Origin of the sequence: Nocardioides luteus (assembly GCF_000960475.2) — a bacterium.
Lineage (GTDB): Bacteria > Actinomycetota > Actinomycetes > Propionibacteriales > Nocardioidaceae > Nocardioides > Nocardioides luteus_A.
In genome coordinates, this window is sequence record NZ_JZDQ02000014.1 from 33,734 (window position 1) to 53,471 (window position 19,738).

The following is a 19,738-nucleotide window of genomic DNA, read 5'->3' on the forward strand; positions in this document are numbered from 1 at the left end:
CGTCACGCAGGCGCTCGACCACACCAGGCTTGTGTCCATGACAACCACCCCCACGACCGTCAGCAACCGGGTGGCCATCGTGGAACCCCACCCGGTGCTCGGCGAATCACTCGAGCTGGCACTGTCCCGGTATCGCTTCGACGCTCGCCTCCTGCCCGCAGGATCCGATCACGCGAGCGCGGCGGCACTCACCGCACCGATCGTGCGCACCCGGGCGAGCATCGTGATCCTCGGCACGACCCTGGACGCAGGTGACCCATGGCTGGCGACGATCGCACCGCTGACGCGCGCGGGCATCGACGTCGTCATCCTGACGTCGACGACCGACCCGGCCCGTTGGGGCCAGGCGTTGCGCCGGGGTGCCCGGGTGGTGCTGCCGAAGTCGCGGCCGCTCAACGATCTCATCTCCATCGTGCGGCGCCTCGCGGAGGGACTGCGCGTGCTCGACGTGCACGAACGCGAAGAGCTCATCGCGCAGGCCGTGCGTCGCGATGCCGCGCTCGCCGGGCTCCGCGAGCGCTTCGAGCGTCTCTCCGCCCGGGAGTCGGAGGTCCTGGAGCACATCAGGAACGGGCTCAGCGTGTCGCAGATCGCCGCCCTCGACTTCGTCTCGCCCGCCACGGTCCGCACCCAGGTCAAGGCCATCCTGACCAAGCTCGAGGTCACCTCGCAGATCGCCGCGGTGGGCGCCGCCCACCGCCTGGGCTGGCGCCCACCGAGGACTCCCGACCATCAGGATCATCGGCTGCCGGCAGCCGGATGACGAGTCGTCCCGTGCACGACGAGCGGCGGCGCGGGCTCACGCCCACTTGTCGGCGAGGGTGCGGATCACGTTGAGGTTGCGGTTGGTGCTCGTCGCGATGTGACGCTCGACGACGGCGTTGGTGATCTTCGTCTGCTGGAAGTTCTCGGTGAGCAGGTGCACCGCACGGCCGATGACGTAGACCCGCTCGCCCTCGCCGGCCCGGGCGACCAGGGCCTCCCGGGAGCTGGGGTCGCTGTGGTCCTTGCACAGGAACACGAACTGCCTGCCCTCGTGGCCCGCGCCGACCGCCGCGGCGTCGTTGGCGATCACCTTGAGCTCGGCAGGCGTGACGCAGATCGTCGGCACCTCGAAGAAGCGGTCGGCCGCGAAGGCCTCCTCCAGGATCGACTCCATCTCGGCCCGGTCGCCGACCGGGTGGTCGAAGCGTACGTTGCCGGTGTTGATGTAGGTCTCGACGTTCGTTCCGCCGGCCCTCACCACAGCGGCGGCGATGGCCTGCTTCGGGAACTTCCGGGTCGCGCCGAGGTTGATGGCGCGCAGGAACGCGATCCAGGTGTGCCGTTCCGTAGTCATTCTCAGATAGTCTCCACCCGTTCACCGCGCCGCAACCCCCAACACTGGATTCCGATCGATGCCTTCGAAGACCCTGGACCTCTCCAGCGACCTGGTCGTCAACGCGGCGCGTCTCATGCGCCTCGTCCGCCGCGCCCTCGACCTTCCGGCGAGTGTCCGGGTGCTCACGATCCTGGACGCCATCGGGCCGCTCGGGATCACCGACCTGGCCCGTGCCGACGGCTGCTCGCAGCCGACCATGTCGGCCCAGATCGCCCAGCTGGTGGAGACCGGTCTGGTCAGCAAGGAGCCCAACCCCGCCGATGCGCGGGCGAGCCTGGTGACGCTGACCGACGCCGGTCGCGCCGACCTGGCCGAGGTGCGTGAGCGCATCTCCCACCTCATCGCGGAGCGGCTGGAGTCGTGCAACCGCACCGAGGCCGACCTCGAGGCCGCCGTCGCCGTGCTGCGCGACCTGGTCGAGGGCGACTCCTCGACCTTCTAGGCTTCTAGGCCAGGGCCGCGACCGCAGCCGCGACCACCGCCGGGTCGGTCACCCAGTGACCGCCGTCGTCGGCGACGCCCAGCGCCACCCGGCCGGTGGCGACGACCCGTCGCTTCGCGGAGAGATGTACGCCCTCGACGCCGAGCGCCGCGAGCGGACCGATCGCGTCGACCGTCACTCCTCCCCCGGCCAGCACGTCCGGCCCGCCGACCGCGACCATCTCCGCGATCGTCGCGGCCCCCGCAGCCGCGGCCGGAGCGCCTCCCGAGGTGAGCACCCGGTCGACCACACCGTCCAACGAGCGGATCGCCGAGACCGGGTCGGGGCTGAGGTCGATGGCCCGGTGGAACGTCACCGTCGCCTCGTACGCAGCCGCAGCATCCGCCAGCGCCCCGACCAGCTCCACGTCGGGCTCCCCGTGCGGGGTGAGCGCCCCGATCACGATCCCGTCGGCCCCGGCCGCGAGGATCGTCTCGGCCTCGCGCTCCAGCAGGTGGCGCTCCTGTGCGGAGTAGGTGAACCCGCCGGGCCGCGGCCGGACGAGCACGTGGACGCCCTGCCAGCCGTGATCGGCATCGGTGCCGCCGACCTCGTCGAGGACGGCCTCGACGAGCCCGTGCGAGGGGGTGACGCCGCCGACCTCGAGGGCCGAGCAGAGCTCGACGCGGGTCGCCCCGGCCGAGCGCGCGGCGAGCGCTCCGTCCACCGAGGTCACCGCGATCTCGAGCGCGGTCATCGCGCCGTCCCCGAGGTCGGGACCAGCACGGCCGACGGAGTGAAGGTGAAGCCGGTGTCGAACGGGTACATCGGTCTCTGGATCCGCCGGTGACCGAGGCGGAGCAGGTCCTGGTCGACCCCGCCCCGCGTCAACGCGAGCACCCAGTCGGCCGCGATCTCGAAGAGCTCGGGCTCGAGGTAGCCGATCTTCACCACCAGCACATCCACCTCGCGGGGCGAGATCCCGAGCGTGGTGAAGTCGGACTCCAGGTGGTAGGGCCGCCGCGCCCGGGTGACGATCACGTCGACGCAGCCGACCCGCACGACCGTCTCCAGGTTGCCCGGCGCGGTGTCGGCGTAGCCCTCGGTGGTCTCGACGACCGCGAGCACCTCCCCCACCAGCCGCACCGGAGCCTCCAGCCGGGAGTCGACCCGGGCGCCGACCTCGACGTCGACGTGCGCGCCGACCCCGGCCCGCGCGATCGCTTCGGCGGCACCGGCGTCCGGGATCGAGGCGTAGACGAGCCGCTTCCCGCTCCGCCTCAGCCGCTCGTCCTCGAGCAGGCGGGCCAGGGACCAGGTGACGTCACCGGCCCCGCCGGCGGTCGGGTTGTCGCCGGAGTCGGAGATGACGTACGGCGTCAGGGGGCTGGCGACCGCGAGCCCGATCGCCTCCTCGAGCGAGGCGGTGGGTGCGACGAACTCGAACTCCTCGTGGCGCTTCCAGATCTCCTCGGCGAGCGCCGTGCACTCACGCAGGCAGATCTCGGCGGAGTCGCCGGTCACCATCACGACGGCATGGTTGCGCGGCTCGTCGGCCCAGGGATACCCGACCCAGTAGGCGGCGTCGACCACACCGTCGAGCTCGGCGACCTCCGCCACCCGCCGGTAGAGCGTGGCGGCCGGCTCCAGCCGCGTCGAGGTCTTCTCCCCCGGCAGCAGCACCGGCACCATCGCCCACGCCTTGGCCGGCTTGCGCGCCTCGGCCGGCAGCGCGAGCCTGTCCAGCAGGTGGCGTACGGCCCGTTCCTTGGTCTCCAGCCAGTCCTCGTGCGGCGCCATCCGGTAGCAGGTCAGCAGGTCGAGCGCCTCGGCGAGACGCGGCGAGACGTTGCCGTGCAGGTCCATCCCCGTCGAGATCAGTACGTCACCCCCGACCGCCTCCCGCACCGCGACCGCGAGATCGCCCTCGAGATCGTCGAGACCCACCGCGGAGGCGGCGCCGTGCAGGTCGAGCACGATCCCGTCGAGCGGCCGCTCGGCGTGCGCGGCGGCCAGACCGGAGACGATCTCGGCTTTCATCGACAGGTAGTCGTCGAGCGGGATCGCTCCACCGGGTATCCCGCGCGCCTGCATCACCGGCACCCAGTCGGCAGCCTCGGCCAGGGAGCCGCCCGTGGCCCAGAACGGCCGCGCGTCCAGGATCTCCTGGCCGCGCTTGGGCGCCAGCATCCCGGTCGTGGTCAGCGCCGGCGAGAACGTCGACGCCTCCAGGCTGATCCCCGCGATGCCGACCCGTGGCCGGCGTGCTCCAGTGCTCACGCCGGACAGTGTGCCGCACCCCACCCCGGCGAGTCGGCTCGTTCTGACCAGATCACTCGCCGAGTCGGCTCATCGTGACCGAAGTCTCTGCCGAGTCGGCTCGTCAGGACGAGCCGACTCGGCAGGGGCTAGGCAGATCCCCGAGCCGCCCACTCGCGCAGGGTGTCGATGCGCGCCTTGAGCTGGTCGGCGTTGGCGACGGCGGCGGGCGGACCACCACACTCCTTGCGGAGCCGGTTGTGGGTCACGCCGTGGGGCGTCTTGGTGCGGTGGTGCCAGGCGGCGACCAGGCCGTTGAGCTCGCGCCGGAGCACGGCGAGGTGCTCGTGGGCCGCGACCGCGGCGACCGGCTCGTCGGCCGCGACCGGCCCTGCGGCGGAGGCGGACTTCTGCTTGCGGGCCCGTTCGCTCTGCCGCTGCTGGAGCAGGGTCTTCATCTGGTCGGCGTCGAGCAGCCCGGGGATGCCGAGGAAGTCCATCTCCTCCTCCGAGCCGACGTGCACCTCCCCGGAGTGGCCGAACTCGCCGCCGTCGAAGAGCACCCGGTCGAAGCGTGCCTCGGAGCCGAGCGCCTCCCATGGGCCCAGCGCCTCCTCGTCGGAGGCGCCCTCGGACGCGTTCGCCTCGGCCAGCAGCTGGTCCTCGGCCGCGAAGATGTCGTCCTCGCTGGTGATCTTCTTGCCGAGCACGTGGTCGCGCTGCAGCTCCAGCTCGGAGGCGAAGCCGAGCAGGTTGGGCACCGACGGCAGGAAGACGGAGGCGGTCTCGCCCCGCGTACGAGCGCGGACGAAGCGGCCCACCGCCTGGGCGAAGAAGAGCGGCGTCGAGGTGGTGGTCGCGTAGACCCCGACCGCGAGCCGAGGCACGTCGACGCCCTCGGAGACCATCCGGACCGCGACCATCCAACGATCGTCGGACTCGGCGAACTTGGCGATCTTCTTCGATCCGGCCTTCTCGTCGGAGAGGACGACGGTGGCCGACTCCCCCGTGATCGACTTGATCGTCTTGGCGTAGGAGCGCGCCGAGTCTTGGTCGGTCGCGATGACCAGCCCGCCCGCGTCCGGCACATGGCGGCGCACCTCGGTCAGCCGCTTGTCGGCGGCCGCGAGCACCGACGGGATCCAGGATCCGGCCGGGTCGAGCGCGGTCCGCAGCGCCTGGGAGGTCAGGTCCTTGGTCAGCGGCTCGCCGAGGTGGGCGGCGATCTCGTCGCCGGCCCGGGTGCGCCACTGCATCTGTCCCGAGTAGGCCATGAACAGCACCGGCCGGACGACGTGGTCGCGCAGCGCCTCGGCGTAGCCGTAGGTGTAGTCGGCGGCCGAGCGCGGGATGCCGTCCTCGCCGGGGGCGTAGGTGACGAACGGGATCGGGTTGGTGTCGGAGCGGAACGGCGTACCGGTCAGCGCCAGCCGGCGAGCGGCCGGCTCGAAGGCCTCCCGGACCCCGTCGCCCCACGACAGCGCGTCGCCGGCGTGGTGGACCTCGTCGAGGATCACCAGCGTCTTGAAGCGCTCGGTGCGGATCCGCATCGCGAGCGGGTTGACCGCGACACCCGCGTACGTCACCGCGATCCCGACGTAGTCGGCCGACGTCTTGCCCTGCCCGGCGGAGTAGGTGGGGTCGATCGGGATCCCCGCCCGTGCGGCCGCCTCGGCCCACTGGACCTTGAGGTGCTCGGTGGGCGCCACGATGGTGACCCGGTCGACCAAACGACGGCCGAGGAGCTCGGCGGCGACGGTCAGCGCGAAGGTCGTCTTCCCGGCGCCGGGCGTCGCCACGGCGAGGAAGTCACGAGGATGGTCGGTGAGGTAGGCGTTGAGCGCCTCCTGCTGCCAAGCACGGAGCTTGGGCGCAGTGCCCCAGGCGGCCTTGTTGGGCCACGCAGGTGTGAGAGCGCCGGGCAGATCGGCACCACTCACTCGTCGTCGCCCTCGCCACCGCCTGGCGGCATCCCCTCGAAGATCTCCTTGCAGTCGGGGCAGACCGGGAACTTGGACCCGTCACGGCTCGGCACCCACACCTTGCCGCACAGCGCGACCACGGGAGTGCCCATGACCATCGCCTCGGTCAGCTTGTCCTTCTCCACGTAGTGGGAGTAGCGGTCGTGGTCACCCTCCTCGGTGGGGACGTCTTGATGACGAACGTCCTCCCGTTCCTTGACGGCTTCTTTCGTGCCGAATCCCAGGATGCCCATGTCCCCCAGTCTACTGGTCTTCTAGTTGAGCTCGGGATCGGGCGGGCGCGTGGCGTGGAACGCCAGCTCACCGGGCTGGCGTCGCAGCACCGCGGACCACATCGAGCTCACGTCGTCCAGGAAGGAGTCGTAGGGCTCGCTGTCGACGACGTACCAGGACCCCTCGTCCACCTCGCCCTGGAGCTGAGCGGCGCCCCAGCCGGCGTATCCGGCGAAGATGCGCAGCCGCGACAGCGTGCCGTCGACCAGCTCGACGGGAGTGTCGAGGTCGAGCAGCCCGAGGCGCCCGACCACCGGCCGGAAGCCCAGGGGCGGGTCGTCGGAGTCGACCAGGAGCGCGACCGCGATCGCGGCGTCCTTGCTCACCGGGCCGCCCTGGAAGAGGACGTCGGGAACGGCGACCGAAGTCGCCCACGGATGGAGCACCTCGGCGACAGGAACCGGCGAGGGCCGGTTCAGCACCACGCCGAGCGCACCGTCGTCGTTGACCTCGATCAGCAGCACGACGGTGTCCACGAAGTTGGGGTCGCGAAGCTCCGGGGTGGCTACCAGCAGCCGCCCGGCGCGTACGTCCTTCTGCTCCGTCATGACGCCATGATCGCACCACCTGGGTCACGTCAGCCGCAACAAGAAACCAACAAAGCACGCCGATCGGAACGAGACAGGAAAGACCCCGGGGCCGGCACTCAGGGAGTTGCGGAGGGAGATCCGCGGGAGGGAGCGCGCCGGCGCCCGGGGCCTTGGTCAGAGGGCAGTACGCAGCGTCAGGCCGCTGAGCGCACCGCCCGGAACATGTCGACGAGGCCGGCGAAGGGCCCGCGCTCGACGATCTCGACGGCCGGCTCGTACTCGGCCCGGGCGCGCGCCTCGATCATCGAGCCGAGGCGGACGCACTCGGCGTCGGCGTACGCGCCGCGACCGGCCATGACCGCGAGGGTCAGGTGCTCCTTGGCCTGCGACTTGGCCAGCGCGGTGGCCATCGCGTCGTCGACCGGAAGGGCGTGGTAGCGGTCGAGGACCTCGCGGACGCCGGGCAGGTCATCGGCAGCGCCGTGCCAGGCCCGGACGACGGCGTCCTCCAGGTCCATCGGCTGGTTGGCGAGCTCGCTCTCGATGCGGCCGGACAGGCGGGTGTGCCAGCGCAGCTGCAGGGCGGCGAGCAGGTCGAGCTCGTCGGTGAAGGTTTCGGTGACGCCGGGAAGATCCATGGGCAGCAGGCCGTCTCGACGCTCGTCGATGGCGGCGACCACGCCGCGGAGGATCTCCCCGCGCCTGTGATGGCTGGTCCAGCTCATGTGTCGGCTCCTTGCGGAAGGTAGTGACTCACATACCGTGAGTACGTACCTATAGTATTGGACATACCGTCGGTATGGCCAATACCTCGGACGGTGATTCCCGACACGGCCGTTAGAGTGGATGGGTGGCAAAGTCGTCCGTGAGCAAGCTCGTCCCCAAGGTCCCCCCGCTTCCGTCGGTGCCGGGGATGTCACGGAGGCAGCAGTTCTCCGCCTCGACGAAGAAGACCCTGGTCGATGTCGCCGAGCGACTCTTCACCGAGCACGGCTACGCCAGCACCTCGCTGGACGCCATCGTCGCCGGCGCCGAGGTCACCAAGGGCGCGCTCTACCACCACTTCAGCGGCAAGCAGGCGCTCTACGAGGTCGTCTTCGAGAAGGTCGAGGCCGCGACCGCGCAGAGCATCGACGCCGCCATGCGCGAGACGAAGGATCCCTGGGAGCAGGCCCGCGCAGGACTGCGTACGTTCCTGCAGGCCGTCCAGCAGCCCACCTACCGCCGCATCGTCGTGCAGGAGGGGCCGGCCGTCCTCGGCTATCAGCGCTACCGCGAGCAGGAGGAGCGCTCCACCTTCACCGTCGTCGAGGACATCGTCGCCGCCGTCCTGCGGGCCGGCGACCGGACCGTCGACGACGAGATGGTCGCCACCTTCGCCCGGCTCTTCTTCGGGGCGATGTCGGCCGCCGGGGAGTCCGTCACCGAGGCGAGCAACCCCGAGGACGCGGCCGAGCGCATCGAGCTGGCCGTGACCTACCTGCTGACCGGGGTCCAGACCCTGGCCAAGCAGGGGGTCAGGGTCGAGGACATGCGCTGACGCGCAGGTCCCCGCGTCCTACTTGACGGTCACCCCACCGGGTGCAACCTGACCGTTGCCCTGCGGGATGAGGTCCAGCCAGACCTTGCCCGGCGGGATCTCGATCGCGGCGCCCTTCGCGTCGGTGAAGGTGACCGCACCCTTCTCGCCCTTCTTCACCCAGGTCGCCTCGACGATCTGGCCGGCGCGCAGGATCCACGCCTTGCCCCGGCCGGTGAAGTGGGAGACCGGCACGATCGCGCCGCCCGGGTCCTTGTAGGGGGCGATGGTGGTCTTGGTCTGGGCGACGACCACGGTGTCAGCGAGGAACTGGCCGCTCTTGGCCATGTAGTTGTTCTGCAGGTGGTACTTGCCACCCTTGAAGAGCCAGTTGTCCGTGCGCGCTGCGGAGAACCTCACGTCCACGGCCTTGGCGGGCTTGCCGCCGGCCAGCTGGGTGGTGGCGTCGCCCCACGGCATGAAGTCGCCGGGACGCCTGGCCTTGCCCTTCTTCTCCGCGGCCTTGCCGACCTTGGCCACCTTGCCGACCACGCTGTGCAGGAAGTCGTGGGGCTTGCTGGTGTCGCGTACGACGTAGGGGGTGGACATGTCGATCCACGAGATGTCGTGCTTCTTCAGCTGCGCGAACGTGTAGGGGGCCGCGCCGCTCGTCATGATCTTCGCCCCGATCGGCGCCGCGATCCCGGCGTCAGTCGCCCGCATCGAGCGGACCGGCCCGGCCTCCTTCGGAAGCTGGGAGTAGTACGCCACGGCCAACCGCGTCACGCCGCCCTCGACGAGCTCCTGGACGACCAGGTCCGCCTTGGCGACACCGTACTGCGGGTCGCTGGCCGAGGTGTTGTCGATCTTGACGATGTAGGCCGGGTGCTTGCGCGCGGCGGTCTGCCCCTCGGGCAGCTCGACGCCGGTCAGCGGCTCGTGGTCGGGCTCAGCCGGCGCGGACGGCGACGGCTTCGTCTCCTCGGGCTCCTCGGAGGAACCACAGCCGGTCAGGACCAGACCCGCGGCGGCCAGCGTTGCCACGGCTCGCAGGAGGATCCCCGGGCGGGACGTACGCATCATCAATCTCCATCTGCTTCGGCTCAGGTACCAAGACGAGTGTCAGACGGTAATCGTTGCACCCGACGAAGCCGCGCCCGGGGGTTCCCCGGATCAGGCGACCGTGGCTCCGCCGTCGACGTAGAGGGTCTGACCGGTGATGTAGGAGGCCTCGTCGCTGGCCAGGAAGGCAGCGGCCGCGGCGATGTCCGCGGGCTCGCCGACGCGCTTGACCGGGTTGGCCTCGGCCGAGAGCTTGCGGAACTCGTCCACGTCGAGGCCGAGGCGGGCCGCGGTCTGGTCGGTCATCTCGGTGGCGATGAAGCCCGGCGCGATCGCGTTCACGTTGACGCCGTAGGGGCCCAGCTCGATGGCGAGGGTGCGGGTGAAGCCCTGCACGCCCATCTTGGCCGCCGAGTAGTTGGCCTGGCCGCGGTTGCCGAGGGCCGAGGTGGAGGAGACGTTGATGATCTTGCCGTACTTCTGCTTCACGAAGACCGCCTGCGCCGCCTTCGACATCAGGAAGTGGCCCTTGAGGTGGACGTTCATGACCAGGTCCCAGTCGTCCTCGGTCATCTTGAAGAGCAGGTTGTCGCGGGTGATGCCGGCGTTGTTCATCAGGATGTGCAGGCCACCGAGCTCCTCGACGACGCGGGCGATCGCGGCCTCGGCGTCCTCGGCCTTGGCGACGTTGGCGCCGATGCCGACCGACTTGGCGCCCTCCACCAGCGGGAGCTTGGCGGCGGCCTCAGCGGCGGCGGCCTCGTCGAGGTCGATGATCGCGACCGAGGCGCCCTCCTCGGCGAAGCGCGTGGCGACTCCGAAACCGATCCCTCGCGCTGCACCGGTGATGACTGCGACGCGTCCGTCGAAACGACCCATGACTCAAGCTCCTTTGGTTGTGACCGGCCCCACCAACACGTGCGGCCCCCGCCGACTGTAGCGAGGGCCGTACGTGATGTCGCGAGGTGTCTACTGATTGGTAGCAACCCAGGCGTCGCGTGCCGCCACGCCCAGGTCGGGCTGGTCGGTGAAGAACGCGTCGACACCGGCTGCGAGGTAGGGACCGACCTCGCAGCCGAGGTCACCGATCGCGATCGGGTCGGTGCCCTTGCGGCACTCCGTGGGGAGGTACTTGTTCTCGGCGCGCATGGTCCAGATGACGGTCGGCAGCCCGACCCGCTCGGCGCGGTCGGCGAGGTCGGTGGGCTGACCCAGCGTGCCGTCGGCGTCGCGCGGGATGAAGTAGTACTTGTAGGGCGCCACCTGGTCGGCGTACCTCTTGATGCTCCGCAGGCCCTTGTCGGTGACCAGGTAGTCGTTGGTCACGCCGGTGCCGGCCACGACCTGGTCGTAGGGCGCACCGCCGAAGTCGATGAGCTGGACCAGCGGCGTGTCGACCATTCGGTTGAGGTCCTCGAGGTTGCTGACCTCGAAGGACTGGATCACCGCCGCGGCGTGCTTGCCCCCGAGGCGGTGGCGCTTGAGGATCTTCGCGAGGGGCTCTTCCAGGGAGAGCCCGATGGAGTCGAAGTACGTCGGGTGCTTGGTCTCCGGGGCGACGCCGATGGTGCGGCCGGTCTCGGCCTCCTCGGCCTCGACCAGGTCGAGCACCTCCTCCAGGGTCGGCACCTCGAAGAGGCCGTCGTAGGCGGTGTTGGCCGGACGGTCGCCCGGGATGCGCTCCTTGGCGCGCAGCGTCTTCAGCTCGGCGAGGGTGAAGTCCTCGGTGAACCAGCCCGTCAGCGCCTTGCCGTCGATGGTCTTGGTGGTCTTCCGGCCCGCGAACTCGGGGTGGTCGGCGACGTCGGTGGTGCCGGAGATCTCGTTCTCGTGGCGGGCGACGAGCACACCGTCCTTGGTCGAGACCACGTCGGGCTCGACGAAGTCGGCGCCCTGCTGGATGGCCAGCTCGTAGGAGGCCAGGGTGTGCTCGGGCCGGTAGCCGGAAGCACCGCGGTGGCCGAAGACGAGCGGCTCGGAGCGCTGGTGCTGGACCGCCTGGACGGCGGTCGTGGTGGTGGCCGCCGCGGAGGCGGAGTTCGAGACCAGGGCGGTCCCGGCGGCGAGCGCCGCGGCGGCAGCAAGCGCGAGAGCACGCATGCGAGTGGGGTTCAACGTGGTCATGCGCCGATCACACCGGCCCCGGGAGTCTCCGGGATCGGCGTGCGGTGAACGTGGCGTGACGATCTGTCGAAGCGCTTCAGGCCGCATCGCCCAAGTCTAGGGAAGCCGTACGCTGCCCGCCGATGACGTCGCGGAGCACATCGGGATGGTTGGTGATGATGCCGTCGACGCCGCGGTCGAGGACGTCGCTCATGGTCTCGGCGTCGTCGACCGTCCAGGCGTGGATGTGCATCCCGAGCGCGTGCACCCGGGCGACGTAGCCGGCGTCGAAGGAGCCGAGGTGAGGATTGATCTGATCCGCCCAGGTGTAGCCGTCCAGGTCGGCATAGGCCGGGGTGCCGAGCAGGCCGACCGGCACCTCGGGCTGGATGCTCTTGTAGCTCTTCATCGAGTCGAAGTCGAAGCTCTGCACGGCGAGCCGGCCGGCGGCGACCGCGGAGCGGACGTAGCCGGGGAACGAATCGAACTCGGCCGCGACCTGCTTCTCGATGCCCGGGTAGAGCTCGGGCGACTTGAGCTCCATCAGGATCCCGGACGGCGTCGGCCGCACGAGCTCGACCATCTCCTTCAGCGTCGGCACCGGCTCGCCGGCGTACTTCGCACCGAACCAGGAGCCGGCGTCGAGCGTCTTGATCTCGGCGAGCGTGAAGTCCCTGACGTTCCACGGCGAGCGGCCGGGGAAGCGCTGCTCGACGTCGGTCGTGCGGCTCAGGGTGGTGTCGTGCATCAGCACGAGCTCGCCGTCCTTCGTCGCCTGCACGTCCGACTCGATCCAGTCGGCGCCCTGCTCGACGCCGAGGGCGAAGGCAGCGAGCGTGTTCTCCGGGGCGTACGCGCTCGCCCCGCGGTGGGCGATCACGATGATGTCGCCGGCCCGGTGGGCCTCGACGGCGTTGACCGCCACCGGAGCCATCATCGTGCCTGCGGCCAGCGCCACGCCGGCCAGCGCTGAGGTGAAGGTCTTGGACGCGACGGACGACAGCGACATGACGCACTCCCGAGATCAGTGGATGACGACTGATCTCGAGTGAATCGGTCGCCGCCGACCACGCCCCGACGGATTGATGGCCGAAGCCGTACGCCTCGGTGAACTCAGCCCGGACCGTCAGACCGTCAGCCCAGCACGGCGCGCAGCCGGTCGGCGTACTCCTGCTGCTCGCCGGCGGCGTACTTGTGGCGGGGCCAGAAGAAGCCCTTGAGCCCGTCGCCGCGGCTGCGCGGGACGACGTGGAGGTGGAGGTGGGGCACCGACTGGCTGACCACGTTGTTGACCGCGACGAAGCTGCCCTGGGCGCCGAGGCCGTCGACGACCGCGGCAGCCAGGCGCTGAGCGTTTGCGACGAAGCGTCCATGCAGGTCAGGAGGGAGATCGAGCAGCGTCTCGAGGTGCTGCCGGGGCACCATCAGGATGTGCCCCTTCTGCACCGGCCGGTGATCGAGGAAGGCCAGGAAGCCGTCGTCCTCGAAGACCACCTCGGCCGACAGATCCCCCGCGACGACGTCGCAGAAGACACAACTCACGACTCCCCTCCCCACGACAGCGTCGCAACCACCAGGTCGACGGTCGGCAGGGTCAGGTCGGCGAGGTCGGGGTGCGGGAAGGAGTAGATCAGCCGCGACTCGTAGAGCCGGTCGGGCGAGGCGACCCAGCGCTCCCCCACCGTCGTGGTCTCGGCCTGCAGCGGATGCCGCACCATGCCGAACGGAGCCGGCCGGCTCAGCGCGACCGCCAGCCCGGCGGGGCGCCGCCCGACCCGCTGCAGCCAGTAGGCCAGGAACGCGGCCCCCTGCTGGGCCGCCGCGTCCTTGGCCGCGGTCATCCACCGAGCCCAGTCGGGCTGCTCGATCCTGGACCGCTGCACCTTCGGGAGGACCTTGTCGGCCAGGTCGGCGAGCTGGTAGTCGCGGACGTCCTCGTCGGACATGTCCACGACGTACCACTCCTGGGCCTTCGGCAGCCGCAGGTCGACGTGCGGCTTCGGGCCGAGCGCCTTGAGCACGTCCCTGATGCCCGCTCGGAATCGGTTCGGCCCGGCCGGGTCGAAGGTGACGTGCCCGATCTCCTCGATGTTGGCCATCAGGAACTCCCGCAGCCCGTCGGCGTTGCGCAGCTGCGCGCGCCGGCGGGTGTCCTCGGCGAGGAACGTCTCCAGCGCCTCCTGGGAGGAGAAGAGCATCGCCTCGTACGGTGGCCGGTTGCCGCGATCCCCGGGAAAGACCCTGATCCGGGCCTCGTCGAGCTGGGGAACGACAACCTGCCCCGTACGTAGCGCGGCACCGACCGCGTCGGCGTCGGCGGCGGCGAGCGCCACCTCCAGCGCGCGGTTGCGGTAGCCGTCGATCATCGTCCGAGGCTAACCCTCGGACGTGATCGAATCTGTCTAGACGGCGCCGAGACGCTGTGGCGTGTCGTCGTCGCAGGTCGCGAAGAAGTTGCCGACCACGTCGACCATGTGGCTGAACGACTCCGCCGCGAAGAGCACCGGCTGGTAGTCGGTGATGTCGTAGGCGAGCGTCGCCATCTGGGCGAAGTCGATCGGACGCACCTCCACCTCGCGGAACTCCTCGATCTCTCCGTAGGAGGAGAGCAGGCCCGCGCCGTACGCCTTCAGCTCGCCGTCCTCGTGGAGCACGCCGAACTCGATCGTGAACCAGAAGACATCGGCGACGACCTGGAGCGCCTCCCGGGTCTGCACCCGGCGCGCGGCCGCGCCGGCGAGCCGCTTGACCTCGGCGATCTGCGGGTCGGCCAGGAGGTTCCCGTGGCCGATCACCTCGTGGATGATGTCGGGCTCCGGGGTGTAGAGCGGCACCGCGTGGTGACGCAGGTACTGCGTCGAGTGGAACTGGCCGTCGGCCAGGCTCCCGTAGAACTCCTCCAGCGGCACGATCCCCGCGGCCGGGACGTACTCGAACCCGGTCAGCGGCTTCAGCCCCGCGCTCACCTCGTCGAGCTGTGGCACCCGGTCCTGCGGGAGATCGAGGGCCTCGACGGCCGCGATGTAGTTGCGGCAGGCATATTTGGCGTGCAGCGGCGCGATCTCCCGGCACACCGTCCGCCAGATCTCGTTCTCCGTCTCGGTGTAGTCGATCCGGGGAACAGGCATCCCCGGCTTCCAACCAAGCGCTGCGGCAGCGATCTCGCTCCGTCGTGCTCGGTAGTCCTGGTCTGCGAACCCGGGGTGGTTGTTCCCCAGATGCACCTCGACCTGCCCGTCCTCGCCCACGGTGACGGGCGAGTAGAGCTGTCCTTCCTCGAACATCCTTACCTCCATGTGACGTACGCCTCACAACCCTATCGCGCACGCCAGGAAAGGCCTCCTGTCAGGGAGGTGAACAACAGGAAGTCTTCCGCCCGCAGTCGCATCCCTGGCTCCGCTGCGCGGCCATCATCCCTTTCGGCCCGGGATTTTTCCGCCATGGCGCGAATCTGCGGGCCGATCATTGCGTGCACGGTTTGTATTCGGACTCGGCCCCGCTGGATCAAGCAGGTCGTGGGCGACAATGGGTTCGTGACCTCGTCCTTGTTGGCTCCTCGTTGCCAACGACACGGCGCGTTGGGACGAAGCCCAGACAAGGTGATTGGGGAGACACGGGCGACAACGATTCTCGACACAGCAAGCGGCCCCGTCGAGGCGCTCGTCGCCAAGCACTCCGATGCGCCAACGCAGCGCGAGTTCCTCAAAGCAGTTCACACGGACCTCGCCAGCACCGTCCGAGCGGTCTACGCGATGGAAGACCTCCAACCTGCCTCCCTGACACTGCGGCGCGGACGAGGTTCGTGTAGCCAGCGACTGGCAGTGCTGGAGGCTGCGGCTCGCGGCAAGGGCATCAGCACCCGCGTCCGCGGCATCGCAGTGGACGGCTCGTTCTGGTATCCAAGGTTTCCCAAGCTGAAGACGCTCGTCCCCGACCATGTGATCCTGGCTTGGCCCGAATTCAAGATCGATGGCACCTGGGTGCCCGTCAGCGAGCTCTACGGCTCGCTGGGCGAGATGGCCATCTGCGGGATCGGATTTACCAACGAGGGCGGGGAGACCCTGTTCGATGCGATCGGACGAACGGCAGTCGACTGGGACGGGGCAACGGGCGGCCAGTGCGACCTTTCGGCAGTTGTCTCCGATTGCCTGGGCTACTTCGACTCGCGCGACGAGCTGTTCCGCACGCAGGGCCAGACGTTGGCGTGGCTGCCGCGCAAGATCGCCGATGGAATCATGAGCCGTCGCTCCGCGGCCGGCGCACGTTGAGACATACGCGTACGAGTTCGAGCATCCGGTCAAGCGTCTCGCTGGGGCCACACCACACGCCAGAGCGTGCCCCGACACGCCGAACCACGGCGTGTCGAGGCACCTCACAGGACACCTCGTGGCCCCACAACACCGACCACGTAGGGCTAAGGGGGTGCGGGGGATGGCCCCGCCGCGACGCACCAGCAACGCGCGACATGAAGGGGGGTGCGGGTGCGAAGCCCCCGCCTCCGCGCGAAGCGCGGACAAATGACGAGAGCGACGTGGCTCGCGCTTTCCGCGAGCACACGCCGCCCTCGATCGAGTGGAGCTGCGGGGAATCGAACCCCGGTCCTCGAGCGCCGTGCCAGGTCTTCTCCGGGTGCAGTCTGTGGGTGGCGTTCTCTCATCCCCGGGGCTCGACGCAGACACGTCCCCGACAGGCTCAGCCGACTAGATGTCCCTCATGCCCCGTCGGCATGTGCATGAGGTGGAGTCTCCTAGATGACGCCTGGATCCGAGCCGGAGACGGATACTCGGTCAGACGCTTCGATCACCGCGTCAGGCGGCGAGAGCGAAGGAACTGCGCTTAGCGTTGGCAGTTATTGGTTTCCAGCGATCGTTTACGAGATGACGCTGGCTCCTCGACCCGCTTCCCCTGGGAGCAACGTCCCAAGTCGAAACCGATCAGCCCCTTTTGAGTTTTCAATGCCAGCGATGCTGGCAACAGGACAACACTACAGTCCCCGCCCGGCATTCCCCACTTGGTTATCGCCCAGCGCAGGCAACCTCTATCCCTTCATCCCCTTGAGCTTGCGCCCGACCTCGACCTCGGCCTCCCGCTTGGCCGTACGCTCCGCGATGGTGTTGCGCTTGTCCCACGACTTCTTGCCCTTGGCGACGCCGATCTCGACCTTGGCGCGGCCGTTGAGGAAGTAGAGGGCGAGGGGGACGACGGTGAGGCCCTTCTCGGCGACCTTGCGCTCGATCTTGTCGATCTCGGCACGGTGCAGGAGGAGCTTGCGCTTGCGGCGGGCGGAGTGGTTGGTCCAGGTGCCGTTGAGGTATTCGGGGATGTGGATCCCGTGGATCCAGGCCTCGCCACGGTCGATGTCGACGAAGCCGTCGACCAGGGACGCGCGACCCTCACGCAGCGACTTCACCTCGGTGCCCTGCAGGACCATGCCGGCCTCGTAGGTGTCCTCGATGTGGTAGTCGTGTCGCGCCTTCTTGTTCTGCGCGATCATCTTGCGCCCCTGCTCCTTCGCCATTCCTCCATTCTCTCAGGCGCACGGTCATGACCGCGAAACGTTTAGGCCGTCCTGGTCGAGCAGTCACAGACCGAGCATCGGCATCGGGTCGATGATCTCGCCGTCCCGCAGGATCATGAAGTGCAGATGGCACCCGGTGGACCACCCTGTCGTGCCGGCGAGGCCGATGACGTCACCACGACCGACGGTGTCGTCGACCTCGCTGCGGTAGGCCGAGAGGTGGTTGTACACGGCCGTGTAGGAGTGCCCGTTGATGTTGCCGAGGAAGAGGTGCAGACGGTTTCCGTACGCGTCGTTCCACTCCTGCGCGATGACGGTGCCCGACTCGGCGGCGAGGAGCGGCGTGCCGCAGGGGGCGTGCAGGTCGACACCGTCGTGCAGCTTGTATTCCCCCGTGGTCGGGTGGGTGCGCATCCCGTAGGGCGAGGTGACGTACGAGTCGGCGACCGGCATCGCCAGCATGCCCACGAGCGTGTCGACCGTGCGGTTCTGCGCGCCCTCGGCGAGCGCGGCGATCTTCTCCTTCAGCGCCGCGTCCTGCTTCTCGAGCTCGGCGAGGACCTTGCGGTCCTCCTCGGCCAGCTCGGCCGCCTTCTTCCGCGCCGCGGAGGTCCGCGTCACGAGCGCGGCGATCTCGTCGCGGGCCTCGGCGGCGCGGACGCGGAGCCGCTCGATCTCGGCGACGTTCCGGGCGGCGCTCCGCTCGGTGGCCGCCACGGCGGCGGTGGCACGGCGCTGGCCGCGCTCCCGGCGGGCGACCAGCCGTTCGCCGGCCTGCAGCCGCTCCAGCGTGCTGGCCTGGGAGGAGGTCACCGCGTCGGTGTAGTTGCGCCGCCGCATCAGCTCCTCCAGCGTCGCGCCCTCGAGCAGCGCGGAGAACTCCTGGAGCGTCGGGTCGCTGGCGGTGGTGAACTCCTCGAGGATCGTGTCGCGCAGCTCCTCCCGCGCCTCGGTCGCCCGCTTCCGCGCGGTGCGCAGGTCCGTACGCGCGGCGGCGAGCACGGCCCGCTGCCGCTCCAGGGACGCCTCGGCACGGCGGTGCGCGCGGGTGGCCGCGCGCAGGCGTACGTCTGTCCGCTTCAGCCGCGACCGGGCACCGGCCAGCTTCTTCTGGGCCCTGGCGAGGGCGGTCGTGGCTCGCTGCAGGGCGTCGCTGGAGTGCTCGACGGCGTCCTCGGCCGCCTCCTTCTCCTTCTCGATCTGCTCCTGCTGGTCCTCGAGCGAGTCGTCCGCTCGGGCGATCGGGGTGATCAGCGTCCCGGCGAGCACGCAGCCGACGAGCAGCGCGAGCAGGGGACGGCTGCGGCGGGTGGCGCCGAGTCGCGCGGGGTACAACGGATTGCCTCCGGTGGCGGTGGGGGAACCGGACGAGCAGGAGACGATACCCCCGTGGGTTCCACCGCCCGACGTCAGCCCAGCAGCGGCATCGGGTCGACCGGAGTCCCGTCGCGCAGGATCGTGAAGTGCAGGTGGCAGGCCGTGGACCAGCCCGTCGTGCCCGCGTAGGCGACCGTCTCACCGCGCCCGACCGTGCCGGAGCGCTTGGCGTAGCTCGAGATGTGGTTGTAGACGGCGGTGTAGGAGTGCCCGTTGACCCTGCCGAGATACAGGTAGAGACGGTTGCCCCACACGCTCGAGTAGGACGTCGAGATGATCTGCCCGGAGTCGGCCGCGCGCAGCGGCACACCGCACGGCGCGTGGAAGTCGGTGCCGTTGTGCAGCGAGACGTAGCCGTAGATCGGGTGCTTGCGGATCCCGTAGGGCGAGGTGACGTAGGTGTCGGCCACCGGCATCTCGAAGAGACCGCCGACGGACCCTACGTTGCGGTCGGACCCGGACCCGGCCGAGGCGAGTGACCGGATCTTGCTCCGCAGCGCCGACTCCTCGGCCTCGAGCTTGCGCAGCTCGGCGGCGTCGGCCGCCTTCGCCGCCTCGGCGGACCGCTTCGCGATGGCCGCCTTGTCGACCAGGGTGGACAGCTCGGCGTGGGCCGCCGCGGCCTGGTCGCGGAGCGAGTCGACCTCGGCGACCAGCTCGCGGGCCTTCTTCTCCTTGGCCGCGATCGCGTCGGTCGCCTCCTGCACCTCGCCCTCGCGGACGACGAGCATCGTCTCGGTCGCCTCCATCCGCTGGAGGGTGGCGTCCTGTCCCGCGGCGGCCGCGTCGACGTACGTCTGCTGGCGCATCAGGTCCTCGAGCGAGCCCCCGGAGAGCAGGGCTGCCGCCTGGGCGAGCCGCGGGTCTCCCCCGGTGAACCGGGTCAGGATCTCGTCGCGCATCTCGTCGCGCTGCGCCTTGACCTCGGCCTTGCCCTCGGCGAGCTCCCGCTTCGCCTCGGCCAGGAGCCGCTTCTGCTCGGCGAGCTCGGCCTCGAGCTTGGCGTGGGCCGCCTGCACCTCCACGAGCCGTGCGTTCAGCTCATCGAGTCGGGTCTGGGCCTGGTCGAGCTTCTCCCGCGCCGCGGCGTACGCCGCCGATGCCTTGCGCAGGCCGGCGCTGGAGTGCTCGAGGTCCTCGGCGGCAGCCTTCTGCTCCTGCTGGACCTCGCGCTGCTCCTGCTCGAGACGGTCCTTCTCGTCGGCGGAGGACGGAAGACTGGGCGAGAGCAGCACGGCACCCACCACGGCGCAGCTGAGCGCAGCGGCGAGTCTGCCGGCACGGGGGAAGACGTGCACGCCCCAGACGGTAGG

At 69.8% G+C, this 19,738-nt stretch carries 21 protein-coding genes and 1 other RNA gene; 4 read left to right on the forward strand and 18 right to left on the reverse strand.

Annotated features, from left to right (window positions below; translation table 11 throughout):
* Window positions 1–37: 37 nt before the first annotated feature.
* On the forward strand, window positions 38–763 hold the full coding sequence (locus tag UG56_RS11495) for a response regulator transcription factor (RefSeq protein WP_045549837.1): 726 nt from the start codon (window positions 38–40) through the stop codon (window positions 761–763).
* Window positions 764–799: 36 nt separating this feature from the next.
* On the opposite strand, the gene UG56_RS11500 is transcribed toward UG56_RS11495, so the two are convergent.
* Window positions 800–1,339 (reverse strand): DUF1697 domain-containing protein, encoded by a 540-nt coding sequence (locus UG56_RS11500; protein ID WP_045549836.1) that lies wholly within the window; start codon window positions 1,337–1,339, stop codon window positions 800–802.
* A 58-nt stretch (window positions 1,340–1,397) separates the two neighbouring features.
* Between UG56_RS11500 and UG56_RS11505 the strand changes: the two genes are divergently transcribed.
* Complete coding sequence (locus tag UG56_RS11505; RefSeq protein ID WP_045549835.1) at window positions 1,398–1,823, forward strand: MarR family winged helix-turn-helix transcriptional regulator; 426 nt, start codon at window positions 1,398–1,400, stop codon at window positions 1,821–1,823.
* A gap of 4 nt (window positions 1,824–1,827) precedes the next feature.
* Here the strand turns inward: UG56_RS11505 and UG56_RS11510 are convergent, their stop codons facing one another.
* From UG56_RS11510 to UG56_RS11535, 6 genes are all read right to left on the reverse strand, one after another.
* Window positions 1,828–2,559, reverse strand: a complete 732-nt coding sequence (locus UG56_RS11510) for a copper homeostasis protein CutC (RefSeq protein WP_045549834.1) — start codon at window positions 2,557–2,559, stop codon at window positions 1,828–1,830.
* A complete protein-coding gene (locus tag UG56_RS11515) occupies window positions 2,556–4,082 on the reverse strand; it encodes a M81 family metallopeptidase (protein ID WP_218145198.1) in 1,527 nt (508 codons plus the stop codon). The genes UG56_RS11510 and UG56_RS11515 overlap by 4 nt, the downstream gene beginning before the upstream one ends.
* A gap of 128 nt (window positions 4,083–4,210) precedes the next feature.
* Window positions 4,211–6,001 (reverse strand): DEAD/DEAH box helicase, encoded by a 1,791-nt coding sequence (locus tag UG56_RS11520; protein WP_045549832.1) that lies wholly within the window; start codon window positions 5,999–6,001, stop codon window positions 4,211–4,213.
* Complete coding sequence (locus tag UG56_RS11525) at window positions 5,998–6,276, reverse strand: DUF3039 domain-containing protein (RefSeq protein ID WP_008358664.1); 279 nt, start codon at window positions 6,274–6,276, stop codon at window positions 5,998–6,000. Before UG56_RS11525 ends, UG56_RS11520 begins: the two co-directional genes overlap by 4 nt.
* 21 nt (window positions 6,277–6,297) lie before the next feature.
* Window positions 6,298–6,864 (reverse strand): YqgE/AlgH family protein, encoded by a 567-nt coding sequence (locus UG56_RS11530; protein ID WP_045549831.1) that lies wholly within the window; start codon window positions 6,862–6,864, stop codon window positions 6,298–6,300.
* Window positions 6,865–7,040: 176 nt separating this feature from the next.
* On the reverse strand, window positions 7,041–7,571 hold the full coding sequence (locus UG56_RS11535) for a hypothetical protein (protein ID WP_045549830.1): 531 nt from the start codon (window positions 7,569–7,571) through the stop codon (window positions 7,041–7,043).
* Window positions 7,572–7,696: 125 nt separating this feature from the next.
* Between UG56_RS11535 and UG56_RS11540 the strand changes: the two genes are divergently transcribed.
* The gene (locus tag UG56_RS11540) at window positions 7,697–8,386 is read left to right on the forward strand and encodes a TetR/AcrR family transcriptional regulator (protein ID WP_256206569.1); all 690 of its coding nucleotides are present in this window, start codon (window positions 7,697–7,699) and stop codon (window positions 8,384–8,386) included.
* Between the two features lie 18 nt (window positions 8,387–8,404).
* Here the strand turns inward: UG56_RS11540 and UG56_RS11545 are convergent, their stop codons facing one another.
* From UG56_RS11545 to UG56_RS11575, 7 genes are all read right to left on the reverse strand, one after another.
* Entirely contained in the window at window positions 8,405–9,445 is a 1,041-nt protein-coding gene (locus UG56_RS11545; RefSeq protein ID WP_177191462.1) for a DUF3048 domain-containing protein, read from the reverse strand.
* A 93-nt stretch (window positions 9,446–9,538) separates the two neighbouring features.
* Window positions 9,539–10,306, reverse strand: a complete 768-nt coding sequence (locus UG56_RS11550; RefSeq protein ID WP_045549828.1) for an SDR family NAD(P)-dependent oxidoreductase — start codon at window positions 10,304–10,306, stop codon at window positions 9,539–9,541.
* 90 nt (window positions 10,307–10,396) lie between these two features.
* Complete coding sequence (locus UG56_RS11555; RefSeq protein WP_045549827.1) at window positions 10,397–11,551, reverse strand: glycerophosphodiester phosphodiesterase; 1,155 nt, start codon at window positions 11,549–11,551, stop codon at window positions 10,397–10,399.
* A 76-nt stretch (window positions 11,552–11,627) separates the two neighbouring features.
* A complete protein-coding gene (locus tag UG56_RS11560) occupies window positions 11,628–12,539 on the reverse strand; it encodes a glycerophosphodiester phosphodiesterase (RefSeq protein ID WP_052693776.1) in 912 nt (303 codons plus the stop codon).
* A gap of 125 nt (window positions 12,540–12,664) precedes the next feature.
* Window positions 12,665–13,072, reverse strand: coding sequence for an HIT family protein (locus UG56_RS11565; protein WP_045549826.1), 408 nt, complete (start codon window positions 13,070–13,072; stop codon window positions 12,665–12,667).
* On the reverse strand, window positions 13,069–13,896 hold the full coding sequence (locus tag UG56_RS11570; RefSeq protein ID WP_045549825.1) for a hypothetical protein: 828 nt from the start codon (window positions 13,894–13,896) through the stop codon (window positions 13,069–13,071). Before UG56_RS11570 ends, UG56_RS11565 begins: the two co-directional genes overlap by 4 nt.
* A 36-nt stretch (window positions 13,897–13,932) precedes the next feature.
* Complete coding sequence (locus UG56_RS11575; RefSeq protein WP_045549824.1) at window positions 13,933–14,814, reverse strand: phenylalanine 4-monooxygenase; 882 nt, start codon at window positions 14,812–14,814, stop codon at window positions 13,933–13,935.
* A 249-nt stretch (window positions 14,815–15,063) separates the two neighbouring features.
* Here UG56_RS11575 and UG56_RS11580 point away from each other — a divergent pair, with 249 nt between their 5' ends.
* Entirely contained in the window at window positions 15,064–15,798 is a 735-nt protein-coding gene (locus UG56_RS11580; RefSeq protein WP_045549841.1) for a transglutaminase domain-containing protein, read from the forward strand.
* Between the two features lie 302 nt (window positions 15,799–16,100).
* On the opposite strand, the gene ssrA is transcribed toward UG56_RS11580, so the two are convergent.
* The 4 genes from ssrA to UG56_RS11600 all read right to left on the reverse strand — a co-directional run bounded on the left by ssrA (window position 16,101) and on the right by UG56_RS11600 (window position 19,723).
* Window positions 16,101–16,472, reverse strand: a transfer-messenger RNA (tmRNA) gene (gene ssrA / locus UG56_RS11585).
* Between the two features lie 96 nt (window positions 16,473–16,568).
* Entirely contained in the window at window positions 16,569–17,048 is a 480-nt protein-coding gene (gene smpB / locus UG56_RS11590) for an SsrA-binding protein SmpB (protein WP_045549823.1), read from the reverse strand.
* Window positions 17,049–17,111: 63 nt separating this feature from the next.
* Entirely contained in the window at window positions 17,112–18,383 is a 1,272-nt protein-coding gene (locus tag UG56_RS11595) for a M23 family metallopeptidase (RefSeq protein WP_071327035.1), read from the reverse strand.
* A 74-nt stretch (window positions 18,384–18,457) separates the two neighbouring features.
* Window positions 18,458–19,723: a M23 family metallopeptidase gene (locus UG56_RS11600; protein WP_045548283.1), complete on the reverse strand. Its 1,266-nt coding sequence runs from the start codon at window positions 19,721–19,723 to the stop codon at window positions 18,458–18,460.
* Between the last annotated feature and the right edge of the window lie 15 nt (window positions 19,724–19,738).